Source organism: uncultured Ruegeria sp. (assembly GCF_947504215.1).
Taxonomy (GTDB): Bacteria; Pseudomonadota; Alphaproteobacteria; order Rhodobacterales; family Rhodobacteraceae; genus Ruegeria.
Map to the genome: position 1 here is coordinate 246,692 of NZ_CANNGO010000003.1, position 23,529 is coordinate 270,220.

Annotated in this window: 30 protein-coding genes; 12 read left to right on the top strand and 18 right to left on the bottom strand. The window is 56.6% G+C overall.

The genetic code is table 11. The features are described 5' to 3' along the window. Positions 1-22: 22 nt before the first annotated feature. From nusA to pip, 4 genes are all read right to left on the bottom strand, one after another. Positions 23-1,642, bottom strand: a complete 1,620-nt coding sequence (gene nusA, locus Q1B21_RS08360) for a transcription termination factor NusA (protein ID WP_299888234.1) — start codon at positions 1,640-1,642, stop codon at positions 23-25. Further along, the gene (gene rimP, locus Q1B21_RS08365) at positions 1,642-2,232 is read right to left on the bottom strand and encodes a ribosome maturation factor RimP (protein ID WP_298936412.1); all 591 of its coding nucleotides are present in this window, start codon (positions 2,230-2,232) and stop codon (positions 1,642-1,644) included. The genes nusA and rimP overlap by 1 nt, the downstream gene beginning before the upstream one ends. A 168-nt stretch (positions 2,233-2,400) precedes the next feature. Continuing rightward, positions 2,401-3,222 (bottom strand): ABC transporter substrate-binding protein, encoded by an 822-nt coding sequence (locus Q1B21_RS08370; RefSeq protein ID WP_299888237.1) that lies wholly within the window; start codon positions 3,220-3,222, stop codon positions 2,401-2,403. Then, on the bottom strand, positions 3,219-4,196 hold the full coding sequence (gene pip, locus Q1B21_RS08375) for a prolyl aminopeptidase (RefSeq protein ID WP_298936415.1): 978 nt from the start codon (positions 4,194-4,196) through the stop codon (positions 3,219-3,221). The genes Q1B21_RS08370 and pip overlap by 4 nt, the downstream gene beginning before the upstream one ends. A 48-nt stretch (positions 4,197-4,244) precedes the next feature. Between pip and ubiG the strand changes: the two genes are divergently transcribed. Beyond that, positions 4,245-4,991, top strand: a complete 747-nt coding sequence (ubiG, locus tag Q1B21_RS08380) for a bifunctional 2-polyprenyl-6-hydroxyphenol methylase/3-demethylubiquinol 3-O-methyltransferase UbiG (RefSeq protein WP_299082231.1) — start codon at positions 4,245-4,247, stop codon at positions 4,989-4,991. Between the two features lie 2 nt (positions 4,992-4,993). Here ubiG and Q1B21_RS08385 read toward each other — a convergent pair whose 3' ends face one another. The 4 genes from Q1B21_RS08385 to Q1B21_RS08400 are packed head-to-tail and all read right to left on the bottom strand — an operon-like array spanning position 4,994 to position 7,338. Continuing rightward, positions 4,994-5,434: a MarR family transcriptional regulator gene (locus Q1B21_RS08385; protein ID WP_298936417.1), complete on the bottom strand. Its 441-nt coding sequence runs from the start codon at positions 5,432-5,434 to the stop codon at positions 4,994-4,996. A 14-nt stretch (positions 5,435-5,448) separates the two neighbouring features. Next, entirely contained in the window at positions 5,449-6,279 is an 831-nt protein-coding gene (locus Q1B21_RS08390) for a carbon-nitrogen hydrolase family protein (RefSeq protein WP_299888243.1), read from the bottom strand. Next, entirely contained in the window at positions 6,279-6,536 is a 258-nt protein-coding gene (gene grxC / locus Q1B21_RS08395) for a glutaredoxin 3 (protein ID WP_298936419.1), read from the bottom strand. The genes Q1B21_RS08390 and grxC overlap by 1 nt, the downstream gene beginning before the upstream one ends. 37 nt (positions 6,537-6,573) lie before the next feature. Then, complete coding sequence (locus Q1B21_RS08400) at positions 6,574-7,338, bottom strand: ComF family protein (RefSeq protein WP_299888247.1); 765 nt, start codon at positions 7,336-7,338, stop codon at positions 6,574-6,576. Between Q1B21_RS08400 and Q1B21_RS08405 the strand changes: the two genes are divergently transcribed. Then, positions 7,319-8,149, top strand: a complete 831-nt coding sequence (locus tag Q1B21_RS08405; protein ID WP_299888250.1) for a class I SAM-dependent methyltransferase — start codon at positions 7,319-7,321, stop codon at positions 8,147-8,149. The two genes, Q1B21_RS08400 and Q1B21_RS08405, sit on opposite strands and share 20 nt — an antisense overlap. Positions 8,150-8,205: 56 nt before the next feature. Further along, on the top strand, positions 8,206-9,255 hold the full coding sequence (gene hemH, locus Q1B21_RS08410; RefSeq protein WP_299888252.1) for a ferrochelatase: 1,050 nt from the start codon (positions 8,206-8,208) through the stop codon (positions 9,253-9,255). Positions 9,256-9,329: 74 nt separating this feature from the next. Here hemH and Q1B21_RS08415 read toward each other — a convergent pair whose 3' ends face one another. Together Q1B21_RS08415 and Q1B21_RS08420 are read right to left on the bottom strand one after the other, a co-directional pair. Next, positions 9,330-9,512 (bottom strand): hypothetical protein, encoded by a 183-nt coding sequence (locus Q1B21_RS08415; RefSeq protein WP_120631809.1) that lies wholly within the window; start codon positions 9,510-9,512, stop codon positions 9,330-9,332. Between the two features lie 140 nt (positions 9,513-9,652). Next, positions 9,653-10,252, bottom strand: a complete 600-nt coding sequence (locus Q1B21_RS08420; RefSeq protein ID WP_298936424.1) for a L,D-transpeptidase family protein — start codon at positions 10,250-10,252, stop codon at positions 9,653-9,655. 169 nt (positions 10,253-10,421) lie between these two features. Between Q1B21_RS08420 and Q1B21_RS08425 the strand changes: the two genes are divergently transcribed. After that, positions 10,422-10,937 carry a CAP domain-containing protein gene (locus tag Q1B21_RS08425; RefSeq protein WP_298936425.1) on the top strand — a complete coding sequence of 172 codons (516 nt, stop codon included), beginning with the start codon at positions 10,422-10,424 and terminating at the stop codon, positions 10,935-10,937. Positions 10,938-10,988: 51 nt separating this feature from the next. On the opposite strand, the gene Q1B21_RS08430 is transcribed toward Q1B21_RS08425, so the two are convergent. The 7 genes from Q1B21_RS08430 to Q1B21_RS08460 all read right to left on the bottom strand — a co-directional run bounded on the left by Q1B21_RS08430 (position 10,989) and on the right by Q1B21_RS08460 (position 15,773). After that, positions 10,989-11,453 carry a PTS sugar transporter subunit IIA gene (locus tag Q1B21_RS08430; protein WP_298936426.1) on the bottom strand — a complete coding sequence of 155 codons (465 nt, stop codon included), beginning with the start codon at positions 11,451-11,453 and terminating at the stop codon, positions 10,989-10,991. Between the two features lie 60 nt (positions 11,454-11,513). Next, entirely contained in the window at positions 11,514-12,077 is a 564-nt protein-coding gene (raiA, locus tag Q1B21_RS08435; RefSeq protein WP_298936427.1) for a ribosome-associated translation inhibitor RaiA, read from the bottom strand. A gap of 252 nt (positions 12,078-12,329) precedes the next feature. Further along, on the bottom strand, positions 12,330-13,088 hold the full coding sequence (lptB, locus tag Q1B21_RS08440; RefSeq protein WP_299888259.1) for an LPS export ABC transporter ATP-binding protein: 759 nt from the start codon (positions 13,086-13,088) through the stop codon (positions 12,330-12,332). Beyond that, positions 13,088-13,579 carry an LptA/OstA family protein gene (locus Q1B21_RS08445; RefSeq protein WP_299888261.1) on the bottom strand — a complete coding sequence of 164 codons (492 nt, stop codon included), beginning with the start codon at positions 13,577-13,579 and terminating at the stop codon, positions 13,088-13,090. The genes lptB and Q1B21_RS08445 overlap by 1 nt, the downstream gene beginning before the upstream one ends. A gap of 3 nt (positions 13,580-13,582) precedes the next feature. Next, a complete protein-coding gene (locus Q1B21_RS08450) occupies positions 13,583-14,182 on the bottom strand; it encodes a hypothetical protein (protein ID WP_299888263.1) in 600 nt (199 codons plus the stop codon). A gap of 11 nt (positions 14,183-14,193) precedes the next feature. Further along, positions 14,194-15,162: an SIS domain-containing protein gene (locus Q1B21_RS08455; protein ID WP_299888266.1), complete on the bottom strand. Its 969-nt coding sequence runs from the start codon at positions 15,160-15,162 to the stop codon at positions 14,194-14,196. Further along, positions 15,159-15,773 (bottom strand): ribonuclease D, encoded by a 615-nt coding sequence (locus Q1B21_RS08460; protein WP_299888270.1) that lies wholly within the window; start codon positions 15,771-15,773, stop codon positions 15,159-15,161. Before Q1B21_RS08460 ends, Q1B21_RS08455 begins: the two co-directional genes overlap by 4 nt. A 133-nt stretch (positions 15,774-15,906) precedes the next feature. On the opposite strand from Q1B21_RS08460, the gene Q1B21_RS08465 reads away from it, so the two are divergent. The 8 genes from Q1B21_RS08465 (at position 15,907) to Q1B21_RS08500 (ending at position 22,978) form a co-directional block, all read left to right on the top strand. Next, positions 15,907-16,170 (top strand): metal-sensing transcriptional repressor, encoded by a 264-nt coding sequence (locus Q1B21_RS08465; RefSeq protein WP_299888273.1) that lies wholly within the window; start codon positions 15,907-15,909, stop codon positions 16,168-16,170. A 3-nt stretch (positions 16,171-16,173) separates the two neighbouring features. Continuing rightward, entirely contained in the window at positions 16,174-17,394 is a 1,221-nt protein-coding gene (locus Q1B21_RS08470; protein WP_299888275.1) for an MFS transporter, read from the top strand. 51 nt (positions 17,395-17,445) lie between these two features. Next, positions 17,446-17,874: an Lrp/AsnC family transcriptional regulator gene (locus Q1B21_RS08475; protein ID WP_299082251.1), complete on the top strand. Its 429-nt coding sequence runs from the start codon at positions 17,446-17,448 to the stop codon at positions 17,872-17,874. Between the two features lie 73 nt (positions 17,875-17,947). Further along, positions 17,948-18,643: a transglycosylase SLT domain-containing protein gene (locus Q1B21_RS08480; protein WP_299888278.1), complete on the top strand. Its 696-nt coding sequence runs from the start codon at positions 17,948-17,950 to the stop codon at positions 18,641-18,643. A gap of 9 nt (positions 18,644-18,652) precedes the next feature. Continuing rightward, complete coding sequence (flhA, locus tag Q1B21_RS08485; RefSeq protein ID WP_299888281.1) at positions 18,653-20,740, top strand: flagellar biosynthesis protein FlhA; 2,088 nt, start codon at positions 18,653-18,655, stop codon at positions 20,738-20,740. Then, the gene (locus tag Q1B21_RS08490) at positions 20,737-21,510 is read left to right on the top strand and encodes a flagellar biosynthetic protein FliR (RefSeq protein WP_299888284.1); all 774 of its coding nucleotides are present in this window, start codon (positions 20,737-20,739) and stop codon (positions 21,508-21,510) included. The genes flhA and Q1B21_RS08490 overlap by 4 nt, the downstream gene beginning before the upstream one ends. Beyond that, complete coding sequence (flhB, locus tag Q1B21_RS08495) at positions 21,507-22,595, top strand: flagellar type III secretion system protein FlhB (protein WP_299888287.1); 1,089 nt, start codon at positions 21,507-21,509, stop codon at positions 22,593-22,595. Before Q1B21_RS08490 ends, flhB begins: the two co-directional genes overlap by 4 nt. Continuing rightward, entirely contained in the window at positions 22,592-22,978 is a 387-nt protein-coding gene (locus tag Q1B21_RS08500; protein ID WP_299888290.1) for a hypothetical protein, read from the top strand. The genes flhB and Q1B21_RS08500 overlap by 4 nt, the downstream gene beginning before the upstream one ends. Positions 22,979-23,012: 34 nt before the next feature. Here the strand turns inward: Q1B21_RS08500 and Q1B21_RS08505 are convergent, their stop codons facing one another. Further along, on the bottom strand, positions 23,013-23,528 hold the full coding sequence (locus Q1B21_RS08505; RefSeq protein WP_299888293.1) for a flagellar basal body-associated protein FliL: 516 nt from the start codon (positions 23,526-23,528) through the stop codon (positions 23,013-23,015). Position 23,529 lies beyond the last annotated feature (1 nt).

Genomic DNA, 23,529 nt, shown 5'->3' on the forward strand with positions numbered 1-23,529 from the left:
TTACGCCACCCGAGACCTGAGATCAGGCCTCGGCCTCCTCTTCAGCTGTTTCGCCTTCGATCTCTTCTTCGGCCTGCTCCAACTCGGCCGGGTCAACCCAACCCAGCATGATGCGTGCCGTCATAACCAGATCCTGAGCTTCTTCCAAAGTCACACCGAAAGGTTCCAGAACCCCATCATCTTTGATGCGTTCACCATCGACTGTGGTCCAACCACCGGCCAGTTCCCAATCGGCGCAGGTTGCGAAGTCTTCCAGAGTCTTCACGTCATCCTTGGCCAGTGCCTCAACCATCTGGGGTGTCAGGCCTTCAAATTCAATAAGGCTGTCCTCAACACCCAGGGCACGGGCCGCGTCAAGCGCGGCTTTGGCCTGTGCTTCAAGGTATTCGCGGGCGCGTGCCTGCAGTTCATTTGCGGTGCCTTCATCAACACCGTCGATGACCAGCAGTTCGTCCACTTCGACATATGCAACCTCTTCGAGGTTGGTAAAGCCTTCGGACACCAGCAACTGAGCAAAGAACTCGTCCAGATCGAGGCTCTCCATGAACAGCTGGGTGCGGGCTTCGAACTCTTTCTGACGGCGGGCCGACTCTTCGGCTTCGGTCATGATGTCGATGTCCAGATTGGTCAGCTGGCTTGCCAATCGCACGTTCTGACCACGGCGACCAATCGCAAGGCTCAGCTGTTCTTCGGGAACAACAACTTCGATTTTGCCGGCTTCTTCATCCAGAACAACCTTGGTGACCTCAGCGGGCTGAAGCGCGTTCACCAGGAAGGTGGGCTGATCTTCGTTCCACGGAATGATGTCGATCTTTTCGCCCTGCAGCTCGTTCACAACGGCCTGCACACGGCTGCCGCGCATACCAACGCAGGCACCGACGGGGTCGATCGAGCCGTCATAAGAAATAACGGCGATCTTGGCGCGCGAACCGGGGTCACGGGCCACGGCCTTGACCTCGATGATGCCATCGTAGATTTCCGGCACTTCCATCTTGAACAACTCGGCCATGAACTCCGGCGCAGTGCGCGACAGGAAAATCTGGTGACCACGCACTTCGCGGCGGACTTCCTTGATATAGGCACGTACCCGGTCATTCGGGCGATAGCTTTCGCGACCGATCTTGTCATTGCGGCGCAGAACGGCCTCGGCCCCACCCAAATCAATGATGACGTTGCCGAATTCCTCGCGTTTAACCGCACCGTTGATGATGGTACCGGCGCGATCCTTGAAGTCTTCGTACTGGCGGTCACGTTCAGCTTCGCGAACTTTTTGCAGAATCACTTGCTTGGCTGACTGCGCCGCGATCCGACCCATTTCAACCGGTGGAACCTCTTCGACAAAAGTGTTGCCGACTTCGGGCGCTTCCATGTACTGCCGCGCCTGTTCGACGGTCATCTCGGCTTGATAATTCTCGAGTTCTTCATCTTCGACGACGGTGCGGACGCGGGTAAAGGTCGCTTTACCGGTCTTGCGATCGATGGACACGCGAATGTCCATCTCGGCACCATACCGGCTTTTGGCGGCACGGGCGAGCGACTCCTCCATCGCTTCGACAACCAGACCGGGGTCGATCATCTTTTCGCGTGCTACCGCCTCGGCGGTTTGCAACAGCTCCAGCTGGTTGGCTGAGGTAATTGCCATCAGTTCGTCTCCTCTTGGGACTCGTCGGTCTCTATCTCGTCGAAGGCGTTTTCGTTCAAAGCCCCCGCATCTTTGCGTTGGCGCAGCATTTCCTTGATCAAGTCATCCGTCAGGACCAGCTTGGCGTCACTCAGCCAGTCAAATTTCAGACCAATGGTGATCGTCTCATCCCCTTCGGGAATATTGATCAGAACCTCATCCCCTTCGATCCCCGCAAGTTCACCTTTAAAGCGGCGGCGACCATCAATGAGGTCCGCGGTTTCGATCTTGGCCTCATACCCTTCGAACATCTCGAAATCCTTGAGACGGGTCAGAGGGCGGTCGATGCCGGGGCTTGAGACTTCCAGCGTATAGGCGTCAAGAATTGGGTCTTCGACATCCAGAGAGGCACTGACCGCGCTCGAAATCTCGCCGCAATCATCCACTTCGATCCCGCCATCAGGCTTATCGGCCATGATCTGCAGGGTGGTCAGCTTACCGCTCATTAAACGGACGCGAACCAACTCATACCCCAGATCCTCGATCACCGGTGTGATGATCTCGGCCAGTCGCCTGTCAATGGCAGCTTTGGCTATCAGGTCGTTTGTCATCTGGTACTCTACCCTTGTTCGGGCACAAAAAAACGGGCGCGCGGCCCGTCGAAATTTCCGGTGGAGCCTCGGACCAGAAGTCCGACACGCCGCTGTTGAAACGCATATACGCAGGACATTCCCAAACTGCAACCCCCCGAGAAAATCGTGATCGCAATTAGGCCGGTTTCAGGCCAACCACCACCGTTCCGCAATACGGCCGTCGTCCAAAGCACCGCGCTGACCGACCTGCCGCGGCAGTCCAACCGATCCGGCAATCGCCAGCGCCATGTATGATTCGCTGGGATGGAACCGCAGGCCACGCTGACCCAGCAGGCCTTCGTGTGCGGGCAGGGCTGCGACATCCACATATCCGTCCCGCAATGCTTCGGCGCGGACATGGGCGTCGGGAATGACGATCACCTCGAGCGCATCAAGCCACCCCGCCTGATTGTCTTTGTAATGCTCTGTCACCCTGCGACCAAGAAAGTGCCGCCCGTCCTCGGCCCGTTCTACCAGGTAACACCCCGTACCGTTGGCGGTCTTCAAAGGCGTCACACCCTGACCATCACGGGTGATGACATATCTATTGTCCGCCAACAGGAACGGCAAACCAGGATTGGGGTCGGCCAGTTCCAGTCGCACAACACCGGCGCCCAGAGCTTCGGCTTGCCCGATCTCCTCCAGAACAGCGAGAACGTCCCGAACCTTCAGTTCGGCGCCATCGTGATATTGGACGTTTTCGCGCAGATCAAATTGCCAGACACGGGCGCCAGCGTCGGTTTTCCAGCCCGTTGCCAATTCGCCGCGCAAGGTGCCATCCGGGGCAATCTCGGTCAGAGTATCAAACACGGCGCCGCGAACCACCTGATCAAGGCTGTCATCACGTGGGACCGCAAGCCGCAATGTTCCGCCTGATTTAGGAGTGTCCGCCAATGATGCCCCGGTCGCGGCCAGCAGTGCCGCAGCAGCACCCGAGGCAAACAAGGCACGGCGGTCAATCCGGGTCATGCCACGCCCTCCGCCACACGGTCCATGATGCGAACCAGTTCGGCGCTAATCCCCGGTTCAGACAGGGCGTGCCCTGCGTTGCGCACCATCTTCAAATCAACATTGGGCCAGCGCTTAGACAGATTCCAAGCCGCCTGGGGCGGGCAGATCATATCATAGCGGCCTTGGACAATGTGGCCCGGAATATGTGCGATCTTGTCCATCTGGTCCAGAATTTGCCCATCCGCCTCAAGAAATCCACTGTTTATGAAATAGTGGTTTTCAAGTCGCGCGAAGGCCCGTGCGTATTCGCCGGGGCTTTCTCCGGTCGTCCCATTTGAATGGATCGAAGCCAGGGCGTTTTCCCAGCTGGACCAGGCGCGTGCGAACAGGATTTCCGTGGCCCGGTCACCTGAAAAGAGACGCTTGTTATAGGCGCCAATTGGGTTCGACAGTTCATCCTCGGACAGGAGAGACGTGAATTTCGACCATTGCTCGGGCCAGAATCTTCCGACGCCGCCGCCGTAGAACCAATCCAGCTCCGCCTGGGTCATCAGGAAAACGCCACGTAATACCAACCGGCTCACGCGGTCCGGATGCGCTTGCGCATAGATCAGCGCCAACGTCGCGCCCCAGCTTCCGCCAAAGACGGTCCATTCTTCAATATCCAGCAAGCTCCGCAGGCGTTCGATATCGGCGACCAGATGCCAGGTCGTGTTATTCTCCACCGACGCATGGGGGCGCGACTTACCGCAACCTCGCTGATCAAACAGAATCACCCGAAAAACGCTGGGATCGAAATAGCGCCGCATAGCCGGGCTGCATCCACCGCCCGGACCGCCATGCAAGACCACGACCGGCACCCCATCTGGATTGCCGCTTTGCTCCATATAAACCTGATGACCGTCGCCCACACTGACCAAACGCTGATCGAACGGGTCGATCGGCGGGTACAGATACTGAACTGCGCGCTTTTGGTCCGGGTACTTGTCCATTATGGGCCTATATAGTCCTTAAGCGTAAAAGAGCATACGGAGACAGGAATGCAAGCGCATCCGAACACGGTGGACCCATCCGAGATCGCAAAATTCGAGGCGATGGCCGCAGAATGGTGGGACCCGCATGGGAAATTCAAACCGCTGCACATGCTGAACCCGTGCCGTTTGGACTATATCACACAGCAAATCGCAGGCGAATTTGACCGTGACCTGAAAGCCCCGAAACCGTTCGAAGGGCTGCGCCTGCTGGATATCGGCTGCGGAGGAGGCTTGCTGAGCGAACCCATGGCTCGTCTGGGGGCTGAGGTTGTAGGCGCTGACGCGGCCGAAGGAAACCTGCCTGTCGCTCGCATTCATGCTGAACAGTCCGGGCTGCAGATCGACTATCGCCACACGACGGCCGAAGCAATGGCCGCAGATGGCGAGCAGTTTGACGTGGTGTTGAATATGGAAGTGGTCGAGCATGTCGCTGACCCGCAAAGCTATCTGACCGCAACGCAGCAACTGCTGAAACCCGGTGGGTTGCAGGTGTGCTCGACCATCAATCGCAATCCGAAATCCTATGCGATGGCCATTTTCGGGGCCGAAGTCGTCATGCGCTGGCTGCCGCGAGGCACGCACGAATGGAACAAGTTCATCACTCCGGATGAGCTGTTTGAGCTTCTAAGGCAGGCTGGTCTTGATCCAGTGGATCGCAAAGGCTTTGTGTTCAACCCGATCCTCTGGAGTTGGTCAATCTCGGATCGGGACCTAAGCGTGAATTATGTGACTGCGAGTGTGAAGCCCGGCTGATTCTATTCTTCTTCCAGCTTCAGTCGCAAATCACGCAGCACAGGCAGGGTAGAACGGACTCGCTCCAGCCCCAATTCTCCGACCACACGGTTGATCAGCGGCGCGATTGAAGAAATCGCCTGATCGCGGGCGCGCCGCCCAGCGGGGCTGATCGCCACCATTTTGCGGCGGGCATCGTCCCAATCGGGACGGATATGGATGTAGCCGGCCCATTCCAGCTTGGCCAAAGTGTTGGTCATGGCACCTCGGGTCACGTGAAACGTATTGGCCAGTTGTGCCGGGCTGCGTTCGTCGCCGACAAAGACCAGATGGTTCAGCACCGAGAAATGCGAGATTTCCATGCCCTTGGGCAGAACGCGGCTCAGCCGGTTCCGCAACAGTTGATCGGCGGTCAGGATCTCGCTGAACAGCGTGACCGCCAGGGCATTGTGTTCGTCAGTCATGGCCCGATTCTGGATCAAGGCCCGTCGAAGGGACGGGTATGTGTCAGAGAGGGCACGCGTCGGCGTGCCTCTGTCACAGAACTATCATCCAAATCGAAAAAGTGAATGCCCGGATCGGTGCCTGCGTCGATCAGCACCTCTCCCCACGGGGCCACAACCATGCTGTGACCGTAAGTCTGACGTGTTTTCCCGCGCGTTTTGGGATGGTCACCCGTCTGGGCGGGCGCAAGGACCCAGCAGCCGTTTTCTATGGCCCGTGCACGCAGCAACGATTCCCAATGCGCCGCCCCGGTGACCGGCGAAAAGGCGGCCGGAACCGTGATGATCCGCGCACCAGCCTGCGCCAAAGTGGCATGCAGATGCGGGAAACGTATATCGTAACAAATGGTCAGCCCAACTTTGCCAAAATCCGTCTCGGCCACCACCGCCGTTGTACCGGGCCGGTAGTTAGCTGATTCGCAAAAGGTCTCGGTTTCGGTAACCTGCACATCAAACATGTGGATTTTGTCATAGCGTGCCGCGATCTGCCCGTTTGGGTCGATCATAAAGGACCGGTTGGCGAACCGGCCATCCGCATCGTGGGTCTTGATCCCCAGCGACCCGATCAACAACCAGACGCCTAGAGCAGCGGCCTGCTCACGCAGGCCCGCAAGGGAGATGTCATCTTCTTCTTCCTGTAAAACCTCGCGCTGCCGTGTGGTGCTGTTGGAAACACAGTTTGTCACCTCTGGCGTCAGGATGAACTGTGCACCTTGCCCGGCGGCGTCGGCCATCATCGAGCGCACCATCTCAAGATTCTGAACCGGATCGTCAGATGAGGTGAGTTGAAGCAGCGCGGTTTTCATCAGGCCGCCAACAGGTTGTCCAGTTTACCCTGCCGCTCGAGATCATACAGATCGTCGCAGCCGCCAACGTGGTCAGTGCCGATGAAAATTTGTGGCACGGTGCGTTTGCCACCCGCGCGTTGTATCATTTCAGGCTTGCGCTTTGGGTGCATCAAGACATCGATTTCCTTGAACTCGACCCCTTTCTGTTTCAGCAGCCGCTTGGCCGCATGACAAAACCCGCATAGAGGCGAGGTATAGATTTCAACCGATTTCATATTCCGTTCCTTCGCGTTTCGCGTAACTTGCCGCGAATTAGGCATCCTTGGCAACGCGTGCCAGTACCAACACGAAAATATGATTCGCCCCCGATGATATGCAAGCCTGTGTACATGCGGCCAGAGTCGCGCCCGAGGTCATCACATCATCGACCAGAAGAACATCCCGCCCGTGCATTCTGTGACGCCGCTTCGGATGTGCAGAAATCGCATTTTTCAATAATCCGGCCCGCTCCGCCGCAGTTTTACCGTCCAGCACAGGTGTCTTAGCCCGGCGCGTCAGCAGATCCGGGCAGGTTTCCAACCCAACCTCTCGCCCAAGATGTTGGGCCAACAGCGCCGATTGGTTGTACCGTCGTTTGATCAGGCGTGACCAATGCAAGGGAACAGGTGCAATCACCATGCCAGGTCTGAACAGCCCGCGACCCGCCTGTGCCATCCACTGCGCAGCGGGCCTAGCCAGCTCTGGCCGGTCACTATGTTTTAGCGCAAGGATCAAAGACCGGGCACGTCCCTGATACAACAATGCAGCGCGCCCATCCCGCCAGGGGCGAGGCGCCTTCAGGCAATCATCACACTCGATCCGGTGGCCGTCTCTACCGCCGGGCAAGGGCATCCCACACCTGTCGCAAACCGTTCCGCCGATAAAGGGCGTATCGCGCCAACACAAAGCGCATAAGCCGAAATCTGATTCGGTCAACTCTCCGCAACTTAAACATCTGGGCGGATAGATTAGTTCGACAGCGGTTTGAACTCGCTGCCAGATGCGATACTTGCGAGCTATGAAACCGCCTGCGTCCACCGCACCCTCTCTATTTGACCGGTCAGCCCTGTCCCTGCGCCGCGCACGTGCGCAGGACGAAGCCCTATTCCTGCACCGCGCCGCCGTAGACGAAGTGCAGGATCGGCTATCGATGATTAACAGAACCTTTACGGCACCAGCCATAGTGACGCCTTTCCGTCAAATCTGGCAGAACGTTTTGCCAGACGCGAATATCATTCCGGATGATGAGACATTGGCATTAACCCCCGGCACACATGATTTGGTGATTCATGCCATGGCCTTGCATTGGGCCAACGACCCGGTTGGACAGCTCATCCAATGCAACCGGGCTTTACGTCCTGATGGCTTATTGCTGGTCGTATGTCTGGGCGGAGAAACCCTGCACCAACTGCGCGCCGCACTGGGGCAGGCCGAAATTGCTGTCACGGGAGGGCTTAGCCCTCGCATCGCTCCAATGGCTGAGCTGCGGGATCTGGGATCCCTGCTGCAACGGGCCGGGTTGGCGTTGCCAGTGGCCGATGCAGCCGCGCTGACGGCCGAATACAAGGATCTGCACCATCTGATGCGCGATCTGCGCGCGATGGGCGAAACCAATGTTCTGTCACATCGCCTAAGAAGGCCCACGAAACGGCAAATCTTTGACCAGGCACAGAAAGCCTATAGCGAACACTTCGCGACGCCAGAAGACCGGCTGCCTGCAACGTTCGAGTTGATCTGCCTGACCGGCTGGTCCCCCGATGAAAGCCAGCCCAAACCCTTGCGCCCTGGGTCTGCCCAGATGCGCCTTGCCGAGGCCCTGAACACAGATGAGGGCAATCTGCCGGATTGACGGCCGGGTTTTTCCCTTTATCTCAGATCAGACCACATAAATTCAGGAAGCCCAATATGTTTGACGCAACCCGCCCCGCACATGCACCCGCCGACCATCCGAAGGTCAAAATGGGGCGCGTTGGGATTCTGCTGGCCAATCTGGGCACTCCGGATGACTACACCTATTGGCCGATGAGACGTTATCTGAACGAGTTTCTTTCAGACCGCCGTGTGATCGACTACCCGGCGTGGAAATGGCAGCCAATCCTGCAGGGCATCATTCTGACCAAGCGCCCTTTCAGCTCGGGCGAGGCCTACAAATCCATTTGGAATCACGACAAGGGCGAAAGCCCGCTGATGACGATCACCAAGGATCAGACCGCAAAACTCCGCGATGCAATGCAAGAGCGTTACGGCGATCAGGTCATGGTGGATTTCTGCATGCGCTACGGCAACCCAGCCACCAAGTCCAAGGTTCGGCAAATGGTGGCCGAAGGCTGCGACCGCATTCTGTTCTTCCCGCTTTATCCGCATTACGCGGGCGCAACGACGGCAACAGCGAACGACCAGTTCTTTCGCTCGTTGATGGAGGAGGCCTGGCAACCCGCCAGCCGCACCGTTCCAGCATACTATGCGGAACCGAGCTATATTGACGCCCTAGCACAGTCGGTCGAACGCGCCTATGCCACAATGAACACCAAGCCGGATACTTTAGTCTGCTCTTACCACGGCATGCCCGAGCGCTATTTGCAACAGGGCGATCCCTACCACTGCCAATGCGTGAAAACGTCAAGATTGCTGAAGGAGCGGCTGGGATGGTCGGACGACCAGATAATCTCGACCTTCCAATCGCGCTTTGGTCCCGAAGAGTGGTTGAAACCCTATACGGTGGATCACGTTGCTGAGCTGGCGCGTCAGGGAAAAAAGAACATAGCCGTCATCGCACCGGCCTTTTCAGCCGATTGCATTGAAACGCTGGAAGAGATCAACGAAGAGATCAAGGAAAGCTTTGAAGAGGCGGGCGGTGAGACATTTACCTATATTCCCTGCCTGAACGACGATGCGCCGCATATCAAAGCGCTCAGCACGATCATTGAAAACAACCTAAGTGGTTGGTTGGACTGACGCGCGCTACAGTTAGGCGTGAAAAAAGGCGGTGGATTGCTCCACCGCCTTTTTTCTGAATTTCGCTCGTAGAATTAACCGGCTGCAACAGCTGCGGCAACAACGACCAGCAGAATCAGTGGCAGCAGGATGCCCTGCGAAGAACCCTGTGTTTCTTCTACAACAACAGGAGCCTCAACAACCGGCTCTTCCAGGTTGCCAGCAAAAGCGGTCGAAGCAGCAGCCGTCAGAGCAGCGGCGAGAACGAGTTTTTTCATATTAACCTCCAGAATTTGCGCAATTCCAATATCTGGAACCACACACCTAAGACTTACCTCGTGGCTTTTTTCTAATCAGCATTAAAGCTGGAATGCAATTGCAACTTGAGCGGCAAGCGGCTTCGAGCGCGAAAATGTCGTCAAATTAGCAACACTTGCGTGCCGACCTTCGTCATTGAAAACAACTCGGCGATGTCGTCGTTGAACAAGCCGATGCAGCCGTTGGACGACCGACGCCCAATTTTTCGCGTGTCATGGGTCCCGTGGATACGATAATACTTCCAACCTAAGTACAAAGCGTGCGTTCCCAACGGGTTATCGGGACCCGCAGGAATGAAATCCGGCCATTCAGGGTTTCTTTTCTTCATCGACGGCGTCGGAGCCCAAGTTGGGCCTTCGACCTTGCGGATCACACTTGTACGCCCCCGGCGGGTCATTTCTTCGGTCAATGGTACCGATGAAGGATAAAGTTTGTAGGTTGATTGATCATCTGACCAATAATGCAGCGCACGGGACACGGTATCGACGAGAATGGCACCGTTTCGCGTGTTTGAGAAATAGGGCTGCCACTCGAGCGCACGGAACCCTGAAACGTTGCGACGTACTGCGGGTTCGTCCTCTGGTGCGGGGCGCAAGGGATCGCCGGGGATGTATTGCGCAATCGCCGGGCTTGCCAATGTTGCCGATGCACCAACAATAAATCCACGGCGGGTTGAAAAGGGAATGCGTTTCCTGACCATGAGAAGCGGTCCTTTGCTATCGCGACATCTGAAATTCGGGGCATTCTATGACCAGAATGCTTCAGTCGCAAACCAAACCGGCAGATTCACGCGACATGTGGCCATTGCGCATTTGCTCAGAACTGTAAGGCACGCTATGCCCTGAGACGACACAATAATCAGGTCAAACATGACGCGTATCGTTTCTTTACTATTGATTTGCTTTGTCGCGCTAGCGGCATGTACCAGCACCGGAACTTCCACAATTGGCCCAGACGGGCGGCCTTTGCCGACTGTTTACAAGATTCGGGGCAACCCCGAAAAGCTGCAATTCCGGATGCTTGATTCGGTGAATGCATTGCGGCAGGCACAGGGTCTGCAAGCTGTTCAGCTAAATGCGCAGCTCAACGCAGCTGCAGCAACGCATTCCAAGGACATGGCCCGACAAAACCGGCCCTGGCACTTCGGCTCGGATGGCTCATCACCCCTGGATCGGGCTGCACGGGTTGGATATTTCGGGACGTTTCTGGGCGAGGCAATCTCAGAAACCTATGAAACGGAGACCGAGACGCTGGCCGCCTGGATGCAGGAACCTGGTCCGCGTTCTGTCATCATGGACGCCAAAGCTACTCAGATGGGGTTTGCCTGGCACCAAGAAGGCGGCGGCAAGATCTGGTGGACGCTTGAAATGGGAACTGGCGGCTGATCAACGCTGCTTGAAGACGACAAAGCCCCCATGTTCTGGGGGCTTTTTTGTTTACGCCGCTTGCATCGACTGCGCTTCGGTCAAAATAGCATAAAGCTTGGTCGGGTCAGGGTTGGCCCTCAGTTTAGCGCAAACTGACGTGTCGCGCAGCGTCCGCGATACCAAAGCCAGCGCTTTGAGATGATCAACACCAGCCTCTTCCGGGGCAAACAGCGAAAAAGCGATATCAACGGGCTGTCGATCCACCGATCCAAAATCGATGGGTTTTTCCAGCATGACGAACACACCTGATACCGTTTCAATTTCGGACAGGCGCGCATGCGGCAGTGCCACACCATGACCCACACCCGTAGGGCCGAGGCTTTCGCGCTCCAGCAGGCAATCAACAACGGCCTGGGCCTCAAGACCCAGTGTCGCTGATGCGACATCACCTATTTCCTGAAACAACCGCTTCTTACTGGAAGCTGCGGACAATACGCGTACTGCCTCGGGCTTCAGTATGCTCGAAAGCTCCATAATCATGCTCCATGACATTGCCCCTGCATTCGCCGGCGCCTGCCTCGCTATCTTTGCCTGTTACGGATCAATCCAGCCGATGTTTCCGTCGTCCCGACGATACACCACGTTCAATCCGTCCTTGTTCTCATTGCGGAACACCAACACCGGGGCGCCAGCCAGTTCCATTTGCATGACAGCTTCACCAACACTCAGCGATGGGATCTTGGTTTCCATCTCAGCCACGATCATGGGCTGCAGAGATTCTGGTTCGTCAGCCGTCCCTGATTCTTCAGACGCGAGGATATAAGAGGACGCACCAAAGAGTTCAACCGGTTCCGAACGATCCTTGTGATGGTCCTTGAGACGGCGCTTATAGCGGCGCAATTGCTTGTCCATCTTTTCACAGCACCCTTCGAACGCCGCGTAGATTTCTGTTGCATGCGCTTTGGCTTGCGCCGTCAGACCAGTCGATAAATGTACTGTAGTTTCGCATACATACTCATGCGCCGAACGGGAAAAGACAACATTGGCGTCCGTGGGGCGCTGGGCATATTTGCCCACAACCTCACCCAACTCGGTCTGCACATGGGTCTGCAGGGCCGCGCCGATGTCGATCTGTTTTCCGCTGATTTGGTAACGCATGTGGTCTCCTTCACATTTCACACCCATTCTGACGTCACGTTACGAGACGTGATTGTTGTTATCGGGTGGGGGGTAAGGGCATGTCCTGCGGTTGTCTGCGGTCACACCCTTCAAAGAAGGGACATCGTGATCCAGTCTGGAACCGAAGAAATGCCATACACCAATTGAGGCAAGAGACGGTGGAAGAGTCAATCAAAACAGGAATGTATATACGCGATTTCCGCCTTGCTCCCGGCGCAATTCCGCGCAAGCTTATGATATCCGGAAATTTTCACCCAAATACACGCGGCGGACGTTTTCGTTTTCCACCACTTCCTCTGGCGTTCCAGACATAAGTACCTGACCGTCGTGCAAAATATAAGCGCGATCGACAATCTCCAGCGTTTCCCGGACGTTGTGATCGGTGATCAATACGCCGATTCCGCGTTTCTTGAGATCGGCTACAAGGTGACGAATATCGCCCACACTGATGGGGTCGACCCCCGCAAACGGCTCGTCTAGCAACAGATACTTCGGGTCGGCGGCGAGACAGCGCGCAATCTCAACGCGGCGGCGCTCCCCTCCGGACAGGGCCAGCGCGGGTGCGCGACGCAGATGTTCGATTGAAAAATCCGAGAGCAGCTCTTCCAACCGCTCTTTGCGGCGGTGGGCGTGATCGACGGTAATGTCCAGAACGGCGGCGATGTTGTCTTCAACGCTCATACCGCGGAAAATCGACATCTCCTGCGGTAGGTAGCCGATACCCATGCGCGCGCGTCGGTACATCGGAAGCGTCGTTACGTTTTGCCCGTCCAGCGTTACGGTGCCCGCTTCGGGAAAGACCAGACCGGCCACTGAGTAGAACGTCGTGGTTTTGCCCGAACCGTTGGGCCCTAAGAGTGCAACCACCTCAGATCGGCCAAGCGTCATCGAGACGTCCCGAATCACGGTTTTCTTGCGGTAGGACTTGCGCAGCTTTTCAATTCTGAGCCCGGGGCTACCCCCAGCAATTGACAGACTAGGGGTGGCCATCAGTTGTTACCCTGCTGCAGGATCGTCTTGACCCGCCCCGTCATGGTCGCCATGCCGGTCGTCAAATTTGCGTTCATCTGATCGCCGCTGATTATGCTTGGGCCTTGTGTCAGCAACACATTGCCCTTCATAACGATCACACCTGAGCCAATCGTGTATTCAGCCCAGTCACCCTCAGCCGCGTCTGGCGGGCTAACCAGAACTACATTTTCTGTAGCTTCCATTCGATCAATGGCCGAACGGTCTTGGTTATAGATGACCAGAACCCGCTCGGCCGTCAGTCGCATTTCACCCTGAATGACGATGACATTGCCCACGAATTCGGCCGATCCGTCCTCTTGATTCACGTTCAGCGTTTCCGACGTCACTTCGACCGGAAGGCTGGGATCGGTCTTGACAGACCCAAAGGCCAGTTGCGCTTCCTGCGCAGTTGCAGAAACGGCACCCGTTACCAGTAAGAAACACAAAAGGACAAAACGAAAATCGAACACAGGTTATCTTTCTGCTTTTTCAGGCTCATATACCAGCTTAACGCCGTCTGTAAAAAGAATATGGACCGGACCGTCCTTTTTTTCAGTTCCGAAAGTCATTCGCCCCGCTGAAAAATTGCCGATCACCCCGGTTCCGTTCACCTGCCCCGGCGTATCGCCGCGAATTTCATCCAGCGATGTGTTCAGAAGATCCGTGGTAACCAGGATACCGTCGGTTGTGGTGATTACGACATCCCCGACAAACGTCGCCGTCCCCTGGTTTGGTCGTATCAGGCCTGAATTCGAGTCCAGCGTGATCACGCCTCCGTTCAACAGGCCAAAGCGCCCCCGAAACTCGGACGCAGCGGGAACCGATTCCTCCGAACCTTGGGTTGCCTGGGTCGCTCCGATCTGGACGTCTTCGCCTTTGCGCGTCGTTCCACGGTAGTTTGGCTGCGTAACCACCTGGTCGGCCAGACGTTCATCGATGTCTTTCTGAGCAAATGGAACCGACACATTGGTTTCAACGCTGCGGGACAGAAGGAAGACTGTGGACAGCATGATAATAGCCGCTAGCGGCAACAGAACCTTGAAGAACTGAACCATGCGCGAATATCTGTCCACTGCAGCCTCCCTCAGCCTAAACCGACGCGCAGGCAGTCATGGATGTGCAACAAACCCTGCGCCTGGCCTGACGCCTCAGGATCGACCACAAAAAGCGAAGTGATTTTTCGGTCGTTCATGATGGCCACTGCTTCTTCGGCCAACGCGCCCGGCGCAATGGTGGTCGGGTTCTGTGTCATGACCTGTTCAGTGGTCTTGTCCAGCAGTCCGTCCATATGACGCCGAAGGTCACCGTCGGTGATAATCCCCATCAGCACGTTTTGTGCATCGGTGACGCCGGCGACACCAAACCCCTTCTGGCTGATCTCGATCAACGCGTCGCTCATCGGGGTGCTTGCCGCTACCAACGGCAGCGCCTTACCAGTGTGCATCAGATCCCGCACGGTGCTAAGCCGCGCCCCCAGCTTACCACCGGGGTGGAACGCGCGAAAATCTTCGGGCTTGAAGTCCCGGTACTTCATTAAAGCAATGGCCAACGCATCGCCCATCGCCAATGTCAGCGTTGTCGAAATCGAAGGCACCATGCCAAACCCGCATGCCTCACCCATCGACGGGATCAACAAATGCACATCTGCCTGTTTCATCAGCGTGCTTTCTGGCTTGCTCGACAATCCGATCAGCGGGATACCGAACCGCCGTGTAAATGCCAGAAGGTTTGCCAGCTCGGGTGCTTCGCCCGAGTTCGAGATGGCAAGCACCACATCCCCTTTGGACACCATGCCCAGATCACCATGGCTGGCTTCGGCCGGGTGTACGAAATACGCAGGCGTTCCGGTACTGGCCAATGTAGCGGCGATCTTGTGTCCGATATGGCCGGATTTGCCGATGCCGCTGATGATGATGCGACCTGGTGCCTGCAGGATCAGCTGCGCCGCTTCGGCGAAATGCTCGTCCAGACTCTCGGTCAGAATGTCTAGCGCGTGGGCCTCGTCCGTAATGACCTGTCGGGCCGTTCTCAGGAAAGATTCGTTGTCGGTCATGAGTGTGCAAAGATATCCGTTTCGGGCCAACCAGCGAGGTCCAGTTTCGCACGCATCGGCAGGAAATCAAAACAGGCCTGCGCCATCTCGACCCGGCCTTCACGGGCCAGCCGCGCGTTCAGTTCATCCCGCAGGCGATGCAGATACAGCACGTCAGAAGCGGCATAGTCCAGTTGTGCATCGGTCAGGGTTTCAGCCCCCCAATCGCTCATCTGTTGTTGTTTCGAGACATCAACCCCGATCAGCTCCTGACACAGGTTCTTCAGCCCGTGCCGGTCGGTATAGGTCCGGATCAGACGGCTGGCGATTTTGGTGCAATAGACCGGCGCGGCCAAAGCACCAAAGGTATGGTACATCGCGGCAATGTCGAAGCGGCCAAAATGAAACAGCTTCAACACATCCGGGTTTTTCAGCATGGCACATAGGTTGGGCGCCGCGGTTTGTCCCTTTTCCACTTGAACGATATGGCTGTTGCCGTCCCCGCCCGACATCTGGATGACGCAAAGGCGATCACGATGAGGGTTAAGCCCCATGGTTTCACAATCGATGGCCACTACTGGGCCCATGTCCAACCCGTCGGGAAGGTCGTTTTTGTACAAATGGTTCGCCACGGATTTGTCCTTTGTGCCGTATTGCCCCCCGAGATAGGCGGTTTGACCTATAAACTCAACGCCACCCCTTTGACACTGGCCAATCCATGCCTCAGCACTTGCTTTTATCCCTATGGGGGGGATATGGATAGCTATGAAAGACAACCCGCACCAATCGCACCCACAAATCACCGCGCGCCTCAGGCGTGCCCACGGACATTTGGCCAAGGTCATTGCAATGCTCGAAGAGCAGGCCCACTGTTCCGATATCGCCCAACAGCTGTTTGCGGTCGAAAAAGCGATCGTCAAAGCCAAGCGCGTTTTGATCCATGATCACATCGACCATTGCCTGTCATCAGACCGGGAAAGCAGTGGGCCCGACATCGAGGATTTCAAAACCATAACGAAGTATCTGTAACTCATGCTAAGCGTCCTGCGGAACCGGACCTACCGTCACTTGCTGGGCGCCCAAGTCGTTGCTCTTACAGGAACCGGGCTGGCTACAATCGCGCTGGGCCTGTTGGCCTATGATCTGGCCGGGGACGCCGCAGGGATGGTTCTGGGCACCGCTTTGACCATCAAAATGCTGGCTTACGTCGGCATTGCCCCATTGGCCGCCGCCTTTGCCGAGCAGCTCGACCGACGCAAGATGTTGGTTTTTCTGGATCTGGTGCGTGCGGTCGTTGCCTTGTGTTTGCCTTTTGTAACCGAGGTCTGGCAGATTTACGTCCTCATCTTTGTGCTGCAATCCGCATCTGCCGGATTCACCCCGGCATTTCAGGCCACGATCCCCGATGTCCTTCCCGATGAGCGCGACTATACGCGCGCGTTGTCCCTGTCCCGCCTTGCAGTCGATATGGAAAGTCTGCTGAGCCCGATGCTCGCGGCCGCCCTATTGGTCTTTCTCAGCTTTGAGAGCTTGTTCTGGGGCACAAGCCTAGGGTTCGTCGCGTCGGCGGTTCTTGTTGTATCAGTCGCGCTGCCATCGCCCAAAGCGATCCGGCGAAAGGGGATCTACGACCGGACAACACGCGGCATTCGAATCTACCTCGCGACTCCGCGTCTGCGTGGACTACTGGCGCTCAGTTGGTCTGCCGCCGCGCTAAGTGCGATGGTCATTGTCAACACGGTGGTCATTGTCCGCACCGATCTGGGCCTGTCCGAAAGCGCGGTCGCCATCGCTTTGGCAGGGTTCGGCGGCGGTTCGATGATAGCAGCCTTTGCATTGCCGTCCCTGTTGGATCAGTTCGAAGATCGCCGGGTCATGTTGACGGGATCTGCGATTGGGATCGCATCGATGGCAACGGCCGCGTTTCTGTCAGCCATGGCCCCTATCACATTGAGTCTGCTTACCATTCTGTGGGGTCTCGTTGGCTTTGGGTACGCTGTCACCCTGACTCCATCCGGTCGCCTTTTGACCCGCTCTGCCCCAGCCGAAGATCGCCCGGCCCTGTTCGCCGCGCAGTTCACCCTGTCGCATGCCTGTTGGTTGGTCCTTTATCCGTTGGCGGGTTGGCTGATGACACGATTCGGTGCAACCGTTGCCTTGGCCTGGATGACCAGTGCCGCGATTTTCGGTCTGGTCACAGCAGTGTTGATCTGGCCGCGTTCAGAAAGCCATTCGGCGACACATCAGCCTTGAGCCTTGGCACCGATCTGAAATACACCATTGCGAACCCATGACGGAGACCCCATGGATCAGCTTGACCGCCGCATCATCGCAGCGCTGCAACACAACGCCCGCGAGTCGACTACGAAAATCGCCGCAAGACTGGGCGTGGCACGCACAACTGTGCACGAGCGGATCAGTCGAATGGAAGATCGAGGGGTGATCGCGGGGTACTCGGTTGTTCTGAGCACCCCCGAGGATGCCCCACGCGTACAGGTTGTTGTTTTGCTGGAAGTACAGCAGAAGGAAACTACGCGTATCATCAAACGGCTTGAAGCATATCCCGAAGTCAAACGCTGTTTGTCGATCAATGGTGAATTTGACCTGCTACTTTCGGCCGAGGCACCAAGGATCGAAGATCTGGACATTATTGTTGATGAGCTGGCTAAGATTCCGGGCGTGTTGCGCACCAACACCAGCGTTGTGTTCGGCAGGCGAATTGACAGAAAGTGATAGGCCGATAACCGGCTGTAAACCAATGAATGGCTAGCTTGGTCCGGACTGATCAGAATCCCGGACCGGCAGAATGCCAAATCGCAAGTTCCCGTTTTTCCTATTCCTGACGCATGTGTTGATGGCACCGGCAGCTTTTTCCATGCCCAACGCCCGCGACGGAATTTGTGATCAAGCCGCCCGGCGGGCGGCTTTGGCCGAAGACGTACCGCTGGATGTTTTGCGTGCCATCGCGCGCGTGGAAACCGGGCGCACCCGCGATGGCCGCCTGGAACCCTGGCCCTGGACCATCAATGTCGAAGGGCAAGGATATTGGTTCACCTCCGAGGTTGAGGCGAAATCCTACGTGTTCAAGATTTTCAAAGCTGGTGTGCGCAGCTTTGACGTCGGATGCTTTCAGATCAACTACCGCTGGCATGGCAAGGCGTTTCGATCCATCGACGCGATGTTTGATCCGGACGAAAACGCCGCCTATGCGGCTGGGTTTTTGAAACAACTACGTGTCGAACTGGGGTCCTGGCCTGCCGCAGCTGGCGCATACCATTCCCGCACGCAATCACTGGCCGAAGCGTATCGCGGGCGCTTTCAGACCACTCTGGCGCAGCTTGATGGCACCCAGACCACACAAACCGCTCGGCTATCCCGAGATCCCTTTACCGGTGCCGCCGCCCCTTTGATACCGCTTCACACCGAACAACCCCCGCAAGGGGTGCTGGGCTCCCTGGTGCCAGCGGCAAGAACTGGGACCGCCTTCATCGCCTTCAACTAGGAGCTCTGCGTGCCCAAGTTCGACCCCCGATCCCTGTTTTCACCCACGGTTTTGCTGGCGCTGGCGTTGATGACGGTCATCGTGATGATGATCCTGCCGATGCCAGCCTGGGTGCTTGATGTCGGATTGGCGACATCCTTTGCGCTTGCGATCCTGATCTTCACCCTGACGCTGTTCATCGAGCGGCCGTTGGATTTTTCATCATTCCCGACGATCCTGCTGGCGTCGCTGATGCTGCGCCTGTCGCTCAACGTATCGTCCACCAAGCTAATCATCGGGCAAGGTCATACTGGCCCAAATGCGGCGGGTGACGTGATCGAAGGCTTTGCCAATTTCGTCATGGGCGGCAGCATCTTTCTGGGTCTCGTGGTGTTTGGCGTGTTGCTGATCGTGAACTTCATGGTCATCACCAAAGGCGCGGCGCGCATGGCCGAGGTCGGGGCGCGCTTTGCACTGGACGGGATGCCGGGCAAACAGCTGGCCATTGACAGCGACATGTCGGCAGGGGCCATCGATCACCAACAAGCCAAGGAACGGCGCGAACGGGAACAGCAGGAAACCACCTTCTTTGGCTCGCTTGATGGCGCATCCAAATTCGTCAAGGGTGATGCTGTTGCCGGGTTGCTGATCACTCTGTTGAACCTTGTCATGGGTCTGGTGATGGGTGTGATCGTGCACGGCATGCCGGTTTCATCTGCGTTCGAAACCTACGCAATCCTGACCGTCGGCGATGGGCTGGTCTCGCAGATCCCAGCAGTGATCATCTCAATTGCATCGGCCTTGTTATTGGCCCGGGGCGGCACCCAAGGCGCGACGGACAGCGCGATCTTCTCGCAGCTTGGGCGCCATCCGGCGGCACTGGGGACTGTGGCGATGCTGATGGTTCTATTCGCGCTCGTACCCGGTTTGCCGTTTCTGCCCTTTATTCTGGGGGCCGCGGTTTTGGGATACGCAGCCTACCACGTCTACCAAAAGCAAAAAGCAGCAGAGGTTGAGGCTCAGGTTCCCGCGACCGAGACTGACACACCCGTATCTCAGGCCATCGGCGATATTCTGGATCTGGATGACGTACATCTAGAATTCGCACCCGATCTGGTCAGCATGGTCTTGAACCAAGGCACAGGACTGGACGCGCGGATCGCCAATATGCGAACCTACGTGGCCTCCAGCTTTGGGTTGATCCTGCCTGAAATTCGCCTGACCGATCGCGCCGATCTGCCAACCGGCACCTATGTGATCAAAGTGCATGGGGTCGAACAGGCGCGCGGCGTGTTGAACCCCGATCTGGTGTTGGCGCTGGTGCAAGATGGGTTGGAACTACTGCCTGATGGCAATGACGTAACCGAACCTGTCTATGGCGCACCTGCACGCTGGATTCTACCCAAGGATCAGGAAGAGGCCGCGCTGAGCGGGGCCACGATCGTGTCGCCTCCGGAAATACTTGCAACGCATTTGCTGGAGATCATCAAACAGAATTTCTCGCGCTTGCTAACCCTGAAATCCCTGCGCCGCTTGTTATCCGAAATGACCCGGCTCAGCGATCCAGTCCGGGCCGAAGCCAATCGCAAACTGCTGGATGAGTTGGTTCCGGACAAGGTTCCAATTGACACACTACACGCTGTGTTGCGCCTGCTGCTGGATGAACGGGTCTCCATCCGGAACATGGCACTGATTCTGGAAAGCGTGGCCGAAGCACGGCTGACTACAACTCAACCCGAAGGCATCTGCGAGCTGGTCCGACAAAGGCTTGGTTTTCAACTGGTTGCCGATATGAAACGCGAGGACGGCTCGATCCCCTTGATCCAGCTTGCCCCAGAATGGGAGGACACGTTCGCTACCTACCAAATCGATGCTCCGAATGCGGGGTTGGACGTGGCGCTGCCACCTAACTTGTTCAACAAACTTGCTGACGGCGTGGCCGACAGCGTCACACAGTCCGCCGACCACGGCTTGTTTCCGGCCGTCGTGACATCGACCCGTCGCCGTCGGCTGCTGCGTACAATCATGCATGCCCGTGGCATGTCCAACCCGGTACTGTCATTCGAGGAAATCGGGATTGAAGCCCGACCTGCCCTCGTCGGAACGGTGCCCGCGTGATTGCTCTGCCGCCCGAGTTACTACAACAATTGGGAGGCGGGCTATGGCAGCTATTCGCTGTATTTTTACGAGTATCCGCATTGGTTTCACTGCTGCCCGCCTTCGGCGAGCGCAGCATTCCGGTACGCGTCAAGCTTGGCTTTTCCGTAGCGTTTACGTTGATCATTTTACCCGCCATACGCCCGCCTGATTTTGCACCTGGCTTTTTGCAGATCGTGCGTCTTGTCGGGACCGAAGTCTTGGTCGGGATGGCTCTTGGAATGGGGCTGCGACTATTTGTTTTGGCACTACAGACCGCTGGATCCGTCGCGGCTCAATCTACATCGCTTTCGCAACTGCTGGGCGGGGCAGCGGCTGATCCGGTGCCCGCGATGGGCTATCTTCTGACGCTGGCGGGATTGGCTTTGGCAACCTTGTTAGGACTTCACATTCAGGCCGCACGGTTCCTGATTAACAGTTACATGCTTTTTCCGATGGGAACCGTTCCAGCCGCACCAGATTTGTCCCAATGGGGCGTTCAGCAGATATCGCACAGCTTCAGTCTCGCCTTCGCCGTTGCCATGCCATTTGTCATAGCCTCACTGATCTACAATCTGGCGCTGGGGGTCATTAACCGAGCGATGCCGCAACTGATGGTGGCTTTCGTCGGTGCGCCTGCGATCACATTCGCAGGTCTATTTCTTCTATTCGCAGGCACTCCTCTGATCCTGTCGGTTTGGGCCGAAGAACTGTTCGCATTTATTCTCAACCCGGTTGGGCCACAACGATGAGCACCTCGGATGATGACAGCGATAAGTCCTTTGATCCCACACCGCAAAAGCTGCAAAAAGCACGGGAAAAAGGCGAGGTTGCCAAATCCAGCGACCTTTCGGTGGTTGCGGGATACACAGGTTTGCTGATCGCACTTTTGATGGCCGGCCAATACACGGCGGAACATCTGGGCACCCTGTTTGCCGTATTACTGGATCAATCGGATGAGATTGCGCAATTGGTTTCAACCGGCCCGGCTGACGCTCCGGTCGCTGGGATGCTTAAAAATGCGTTGATCCCGGTGGCATTATTGTTTGCCCTGCCCGCCGCAGCCATACTGCTGAGCCTGATTGCGCAGCGCGCCCTGATCTTTGCGCCCAGTAAGTTACAACCCAAACTGTCGCGTATATCCATTCCCTCGATCGCCAAAAACAAGTTCGGTCGAGGAGGGTTGTTCGAGTTTGCCAAAAGCTCGGTCAAACTTGTTATCTACAGCATATCGTTGGCTATTTTCCTCAAGGCGAATCTGACCGAAATCCTCTCGGCCAGCGCTGCGCCAGCAAAATCGTCGATTTTGTTGATGATGAACCTGCTGTTTCGCTTCCTGTTCATCGTCATCACCATAGCGCTTGCAATTGGTGTTGTGGACTATCTTTGGCAATTTGCCGAGCACATGCGTAAAAATCGTATGTCGCGTAAGGAAATCCAAGACGAAACAAAAGACGCCGAAGGCGATCCGCATGTCAAACAAAGCCGCCGTCAACGCGCGCACGAGATCGCAACCAATCGGATGATGGCCGACGTGCCCGATGCGGATGTGGTGATCGTCAACCCCACCCATTATTCCGTCGCGCTCAGATGGTCACGCGCGATGGGCACTGCACCGGTATGCGTCGCAAAGGGCGTGGATGAAGTTGCCGCAGCCATCCGTTCAGCCGCCGGGCAAGCCGATGTGCCCATTCATTCCGACCCACCCACTGCACGCGCCTTGCACGCGACAGTGGAAATCGGTCAGGAAATCGCTGAAGAGCACTATCGTGCGGTGGCCGCAGCAATTCGTTTCGCAGAAACCATGCGGAAGCGTGCAAAGGAACGGATCAGATGAAGTACTCCAAACTGTCGGACCTCAGAAGCGTAACGGAAGCAGTATTCCAGAAACAATTTCAAACGCTACGCCCGCTTCTAGAGGCAGAAGCCAAAATTCAGCGGCAACTGGCTAGTCTGGGTGCACAAGTCAGTCAGGCGCGTCGGGACGGGCCTCAGGCTGAGGGCTACAAGGTTACAGGGGCCGACATGCTGTGGCAGGGATGGGAGTCGTCTACCCGCCGGCAGTTGAACTTGGACCTTGCTCGACTGAGGGCTCAAAAACGCAAACAACTTGACGCGCTGAAGGCCGCATTTGGGCGCAAAGAAGCAGTTTCCAGTCTGTCCTCAGCCTTACTGAAAGACCATCGACGGGATCTCGCCAAAAAACAGTCGAACTATTAAGAGCACCAAATGCGCCCTGGATCAGTTGCGACGCTTACGAGTCCTGGCGATTGATGCTCATGATCAGGACCTGAGAAACACTGTCACCCAAATCCTTGCGCGCCACCTCTAGCAAAGCCTTGCGCAAAACGCCCAGATTGCCCGACTCGGTGAACGTACCGTTAAACCCGCCGATATTTGCATGATCAAATATAACTTGCAGAAAAGCGTCCCGCAGTTTTGGTTCGATAGAGTAAAATGCCTCGGTAATGGCAGGGTCGGCTTCCAGACTCAGCGTCATGGTGACAATTGCAGAGATTTTGTCATCATCGACAACCGGCACCACAAATTGCTTCGTCATCTTAAGGTATTCAAACCCGCGCTCACCGTCCTTTTCAGTGGGTTTCTTGGGCTTAGCTTTCTTGCCTTCAGACTCTTTTGTTTCTCTATCTGCCTCGTTTGCTTCGGGCGCGCCCTCCGGTGCCTTGGCCGGAGCCAGGACGACTCCGGCGCCAATCCCTACACCAAGCCCGACGGACAAAAAGACAACAGGTACTATCAATTTGATCACG

Bases quoted from the DNA above. Each gene is read 5' to 3' on its own strand.
- nusA (WP_299888234.1), bottom strand. From the start codon at position 1,642: ATGGCAATTACCTCAGCCAACCAGCTGGAGCTGTTGCAAACCGCCGAG.
- rimP (WP_298936412.1), bottom strand. From the start codon at position 2,232: ATGACAAACGACCTGATAGCCAAAGCTGCCATTGACAGGCGACTGGCC.
- Q1B21_RS08370 (WP_299888237.1), bottom strand. From the start codon at position 3,222: ATGACCCGGATTGACCGCCGTGCCTTGTTTGCCTCGGGTGCTGCTGCG.
- pip (WP_298936415.1), bottom strand. From the start codon at position 4,196: ATGGACAAGTACCCGGACCAAAAGCGCGCAGTTCAGTATCTGTACCCG.
- ubiG (WP_299082231.1), top strand. From the start codon at position 4,245: ATGCAAGCGCATCCGAACACGGTGGACCCATCCGAGATCGCAAAATTC.
- Q1B21_RS08385 (WP_298936417.1), bottom strand. From the start codon at position 5,434: ATGACTGACGAACACAATGCCCTGGCGGTCACGCTGTTCAGCGAGATC.
- Q1B21_RS08390 (WP_299888243.1), bottom strand. From the start codon at position 6,279: ATGAAAACCGCGCTGCTTCAACTCACCTCATCTGACGATCCGGTTCAG.
- grxC (WP_298936419.1), bottom strand. From the start codon at position 6,536: ATGAAATCGGTTGAAATCTATACCTCGCCTCTATGCGGGTTTTGTCAT.
- Q1B21_RS08405 (WP_299888250.1), top strand. From the start codon at position 7,319: ATGAAACCGCCTGCGTCCACCGCACCCTCTCTATTTGACCGGTCAGCC.
- hemH (WP_299888252.1), top strand. From the start codon at position 8,206: ATGTTTGACGCAACCCGCCCCGCACATGCACCCGCCGACCATCCGAAG.
- Q1B21_RS08415 (WP_120631809.1), bottom strand. From the start codon at position 9,512: ATGAAAAAACTCGTTCTCGCCGCTGCTCTGACGGCTGCTGCTTCGACC.
- Q1B21_RS08420 (WP_298936424.1), bottom strand. From the start codon at position 10,252: ATGGTCAGGAAACGCATTCCCTTTTCAACCCGCCGTGGATTTATTGTT.
- Q1B21_RS08425 (WP_298936425.1), top strand. From the start codon at position 10,422: ATGACGCGTATCGTTTCTTTACTATTGATTTGCTTTGTCGCGCTAGCG.
- Q1B21_RS08430 (WP_298936426.1), bottom strand. From the start codon at position 11,453: ATGGAGCTTTCGAGCATACTGAAGCCCGAGGCAGTACGCGTATTGTCC.
- raiA (WP_298936427.1), bottom strand. From the start codon at position 12,077: ATGCGTTACCAAATCAGCGGAAAACAGATCGACATCGGCGCGGCCCTG.
- lptB (WP_299888259.1), bottom strand. From the start codon at position 13,088: ATGGCCACCCCTAGTCTGTCAATTGCTGGGGGTAGCCCCGGGCTCAGA.
- Q1B21_RS08455 (WP_299888266.1), bottom strand. From the start codon at position 15,162: ATGACCGACAACGAATCTTTCCTGAGAACGGCCCGACAGGTCATTACG.
- Q1B21_RS08465 (WP_299888273.1), top strand. From the start codon at position 15,907: ATGAAAGACAACCCGCACCAATCGCACCCACAAATCACCGCGCGCCTC.
- Q1B21_RS08470 (WP_299888275.1), top strand. From the start codon at position 16,174: ATGCTAAGCGTCCTGCGGAACCGGACCTACCGTCACTTGCTGGGCGCC.
- Q1B21_RS08475 (WP_299082251.1), top strand. From the start codon at position 17,446: ATGGATCAGCTTGACCGCCGCATCATCGCAGCGCTGCAACACAACGCC.
- Q1B21_RS08480 (WP_299888278.1), top strand. From the start codon at position 17,948: ATGCCAAATCGCAAGTTCCCGTTTTTCCTATTCCTGACGCATGTGTTG.
- flhB (WP_299888287.1), top strand. From the start codon at position 21,507: ATGAGCACCTCGGATGATGACAGCGATAAGTCCTTTGATCCCACACCG.
- Q1B21_RS08500 (WP_299888290.1), top strand. From the start codon at position 22,592: ATGAAGTACTCCAAACTGTCGGACCTCAGAAGCGTAACGGAAGCAGTA.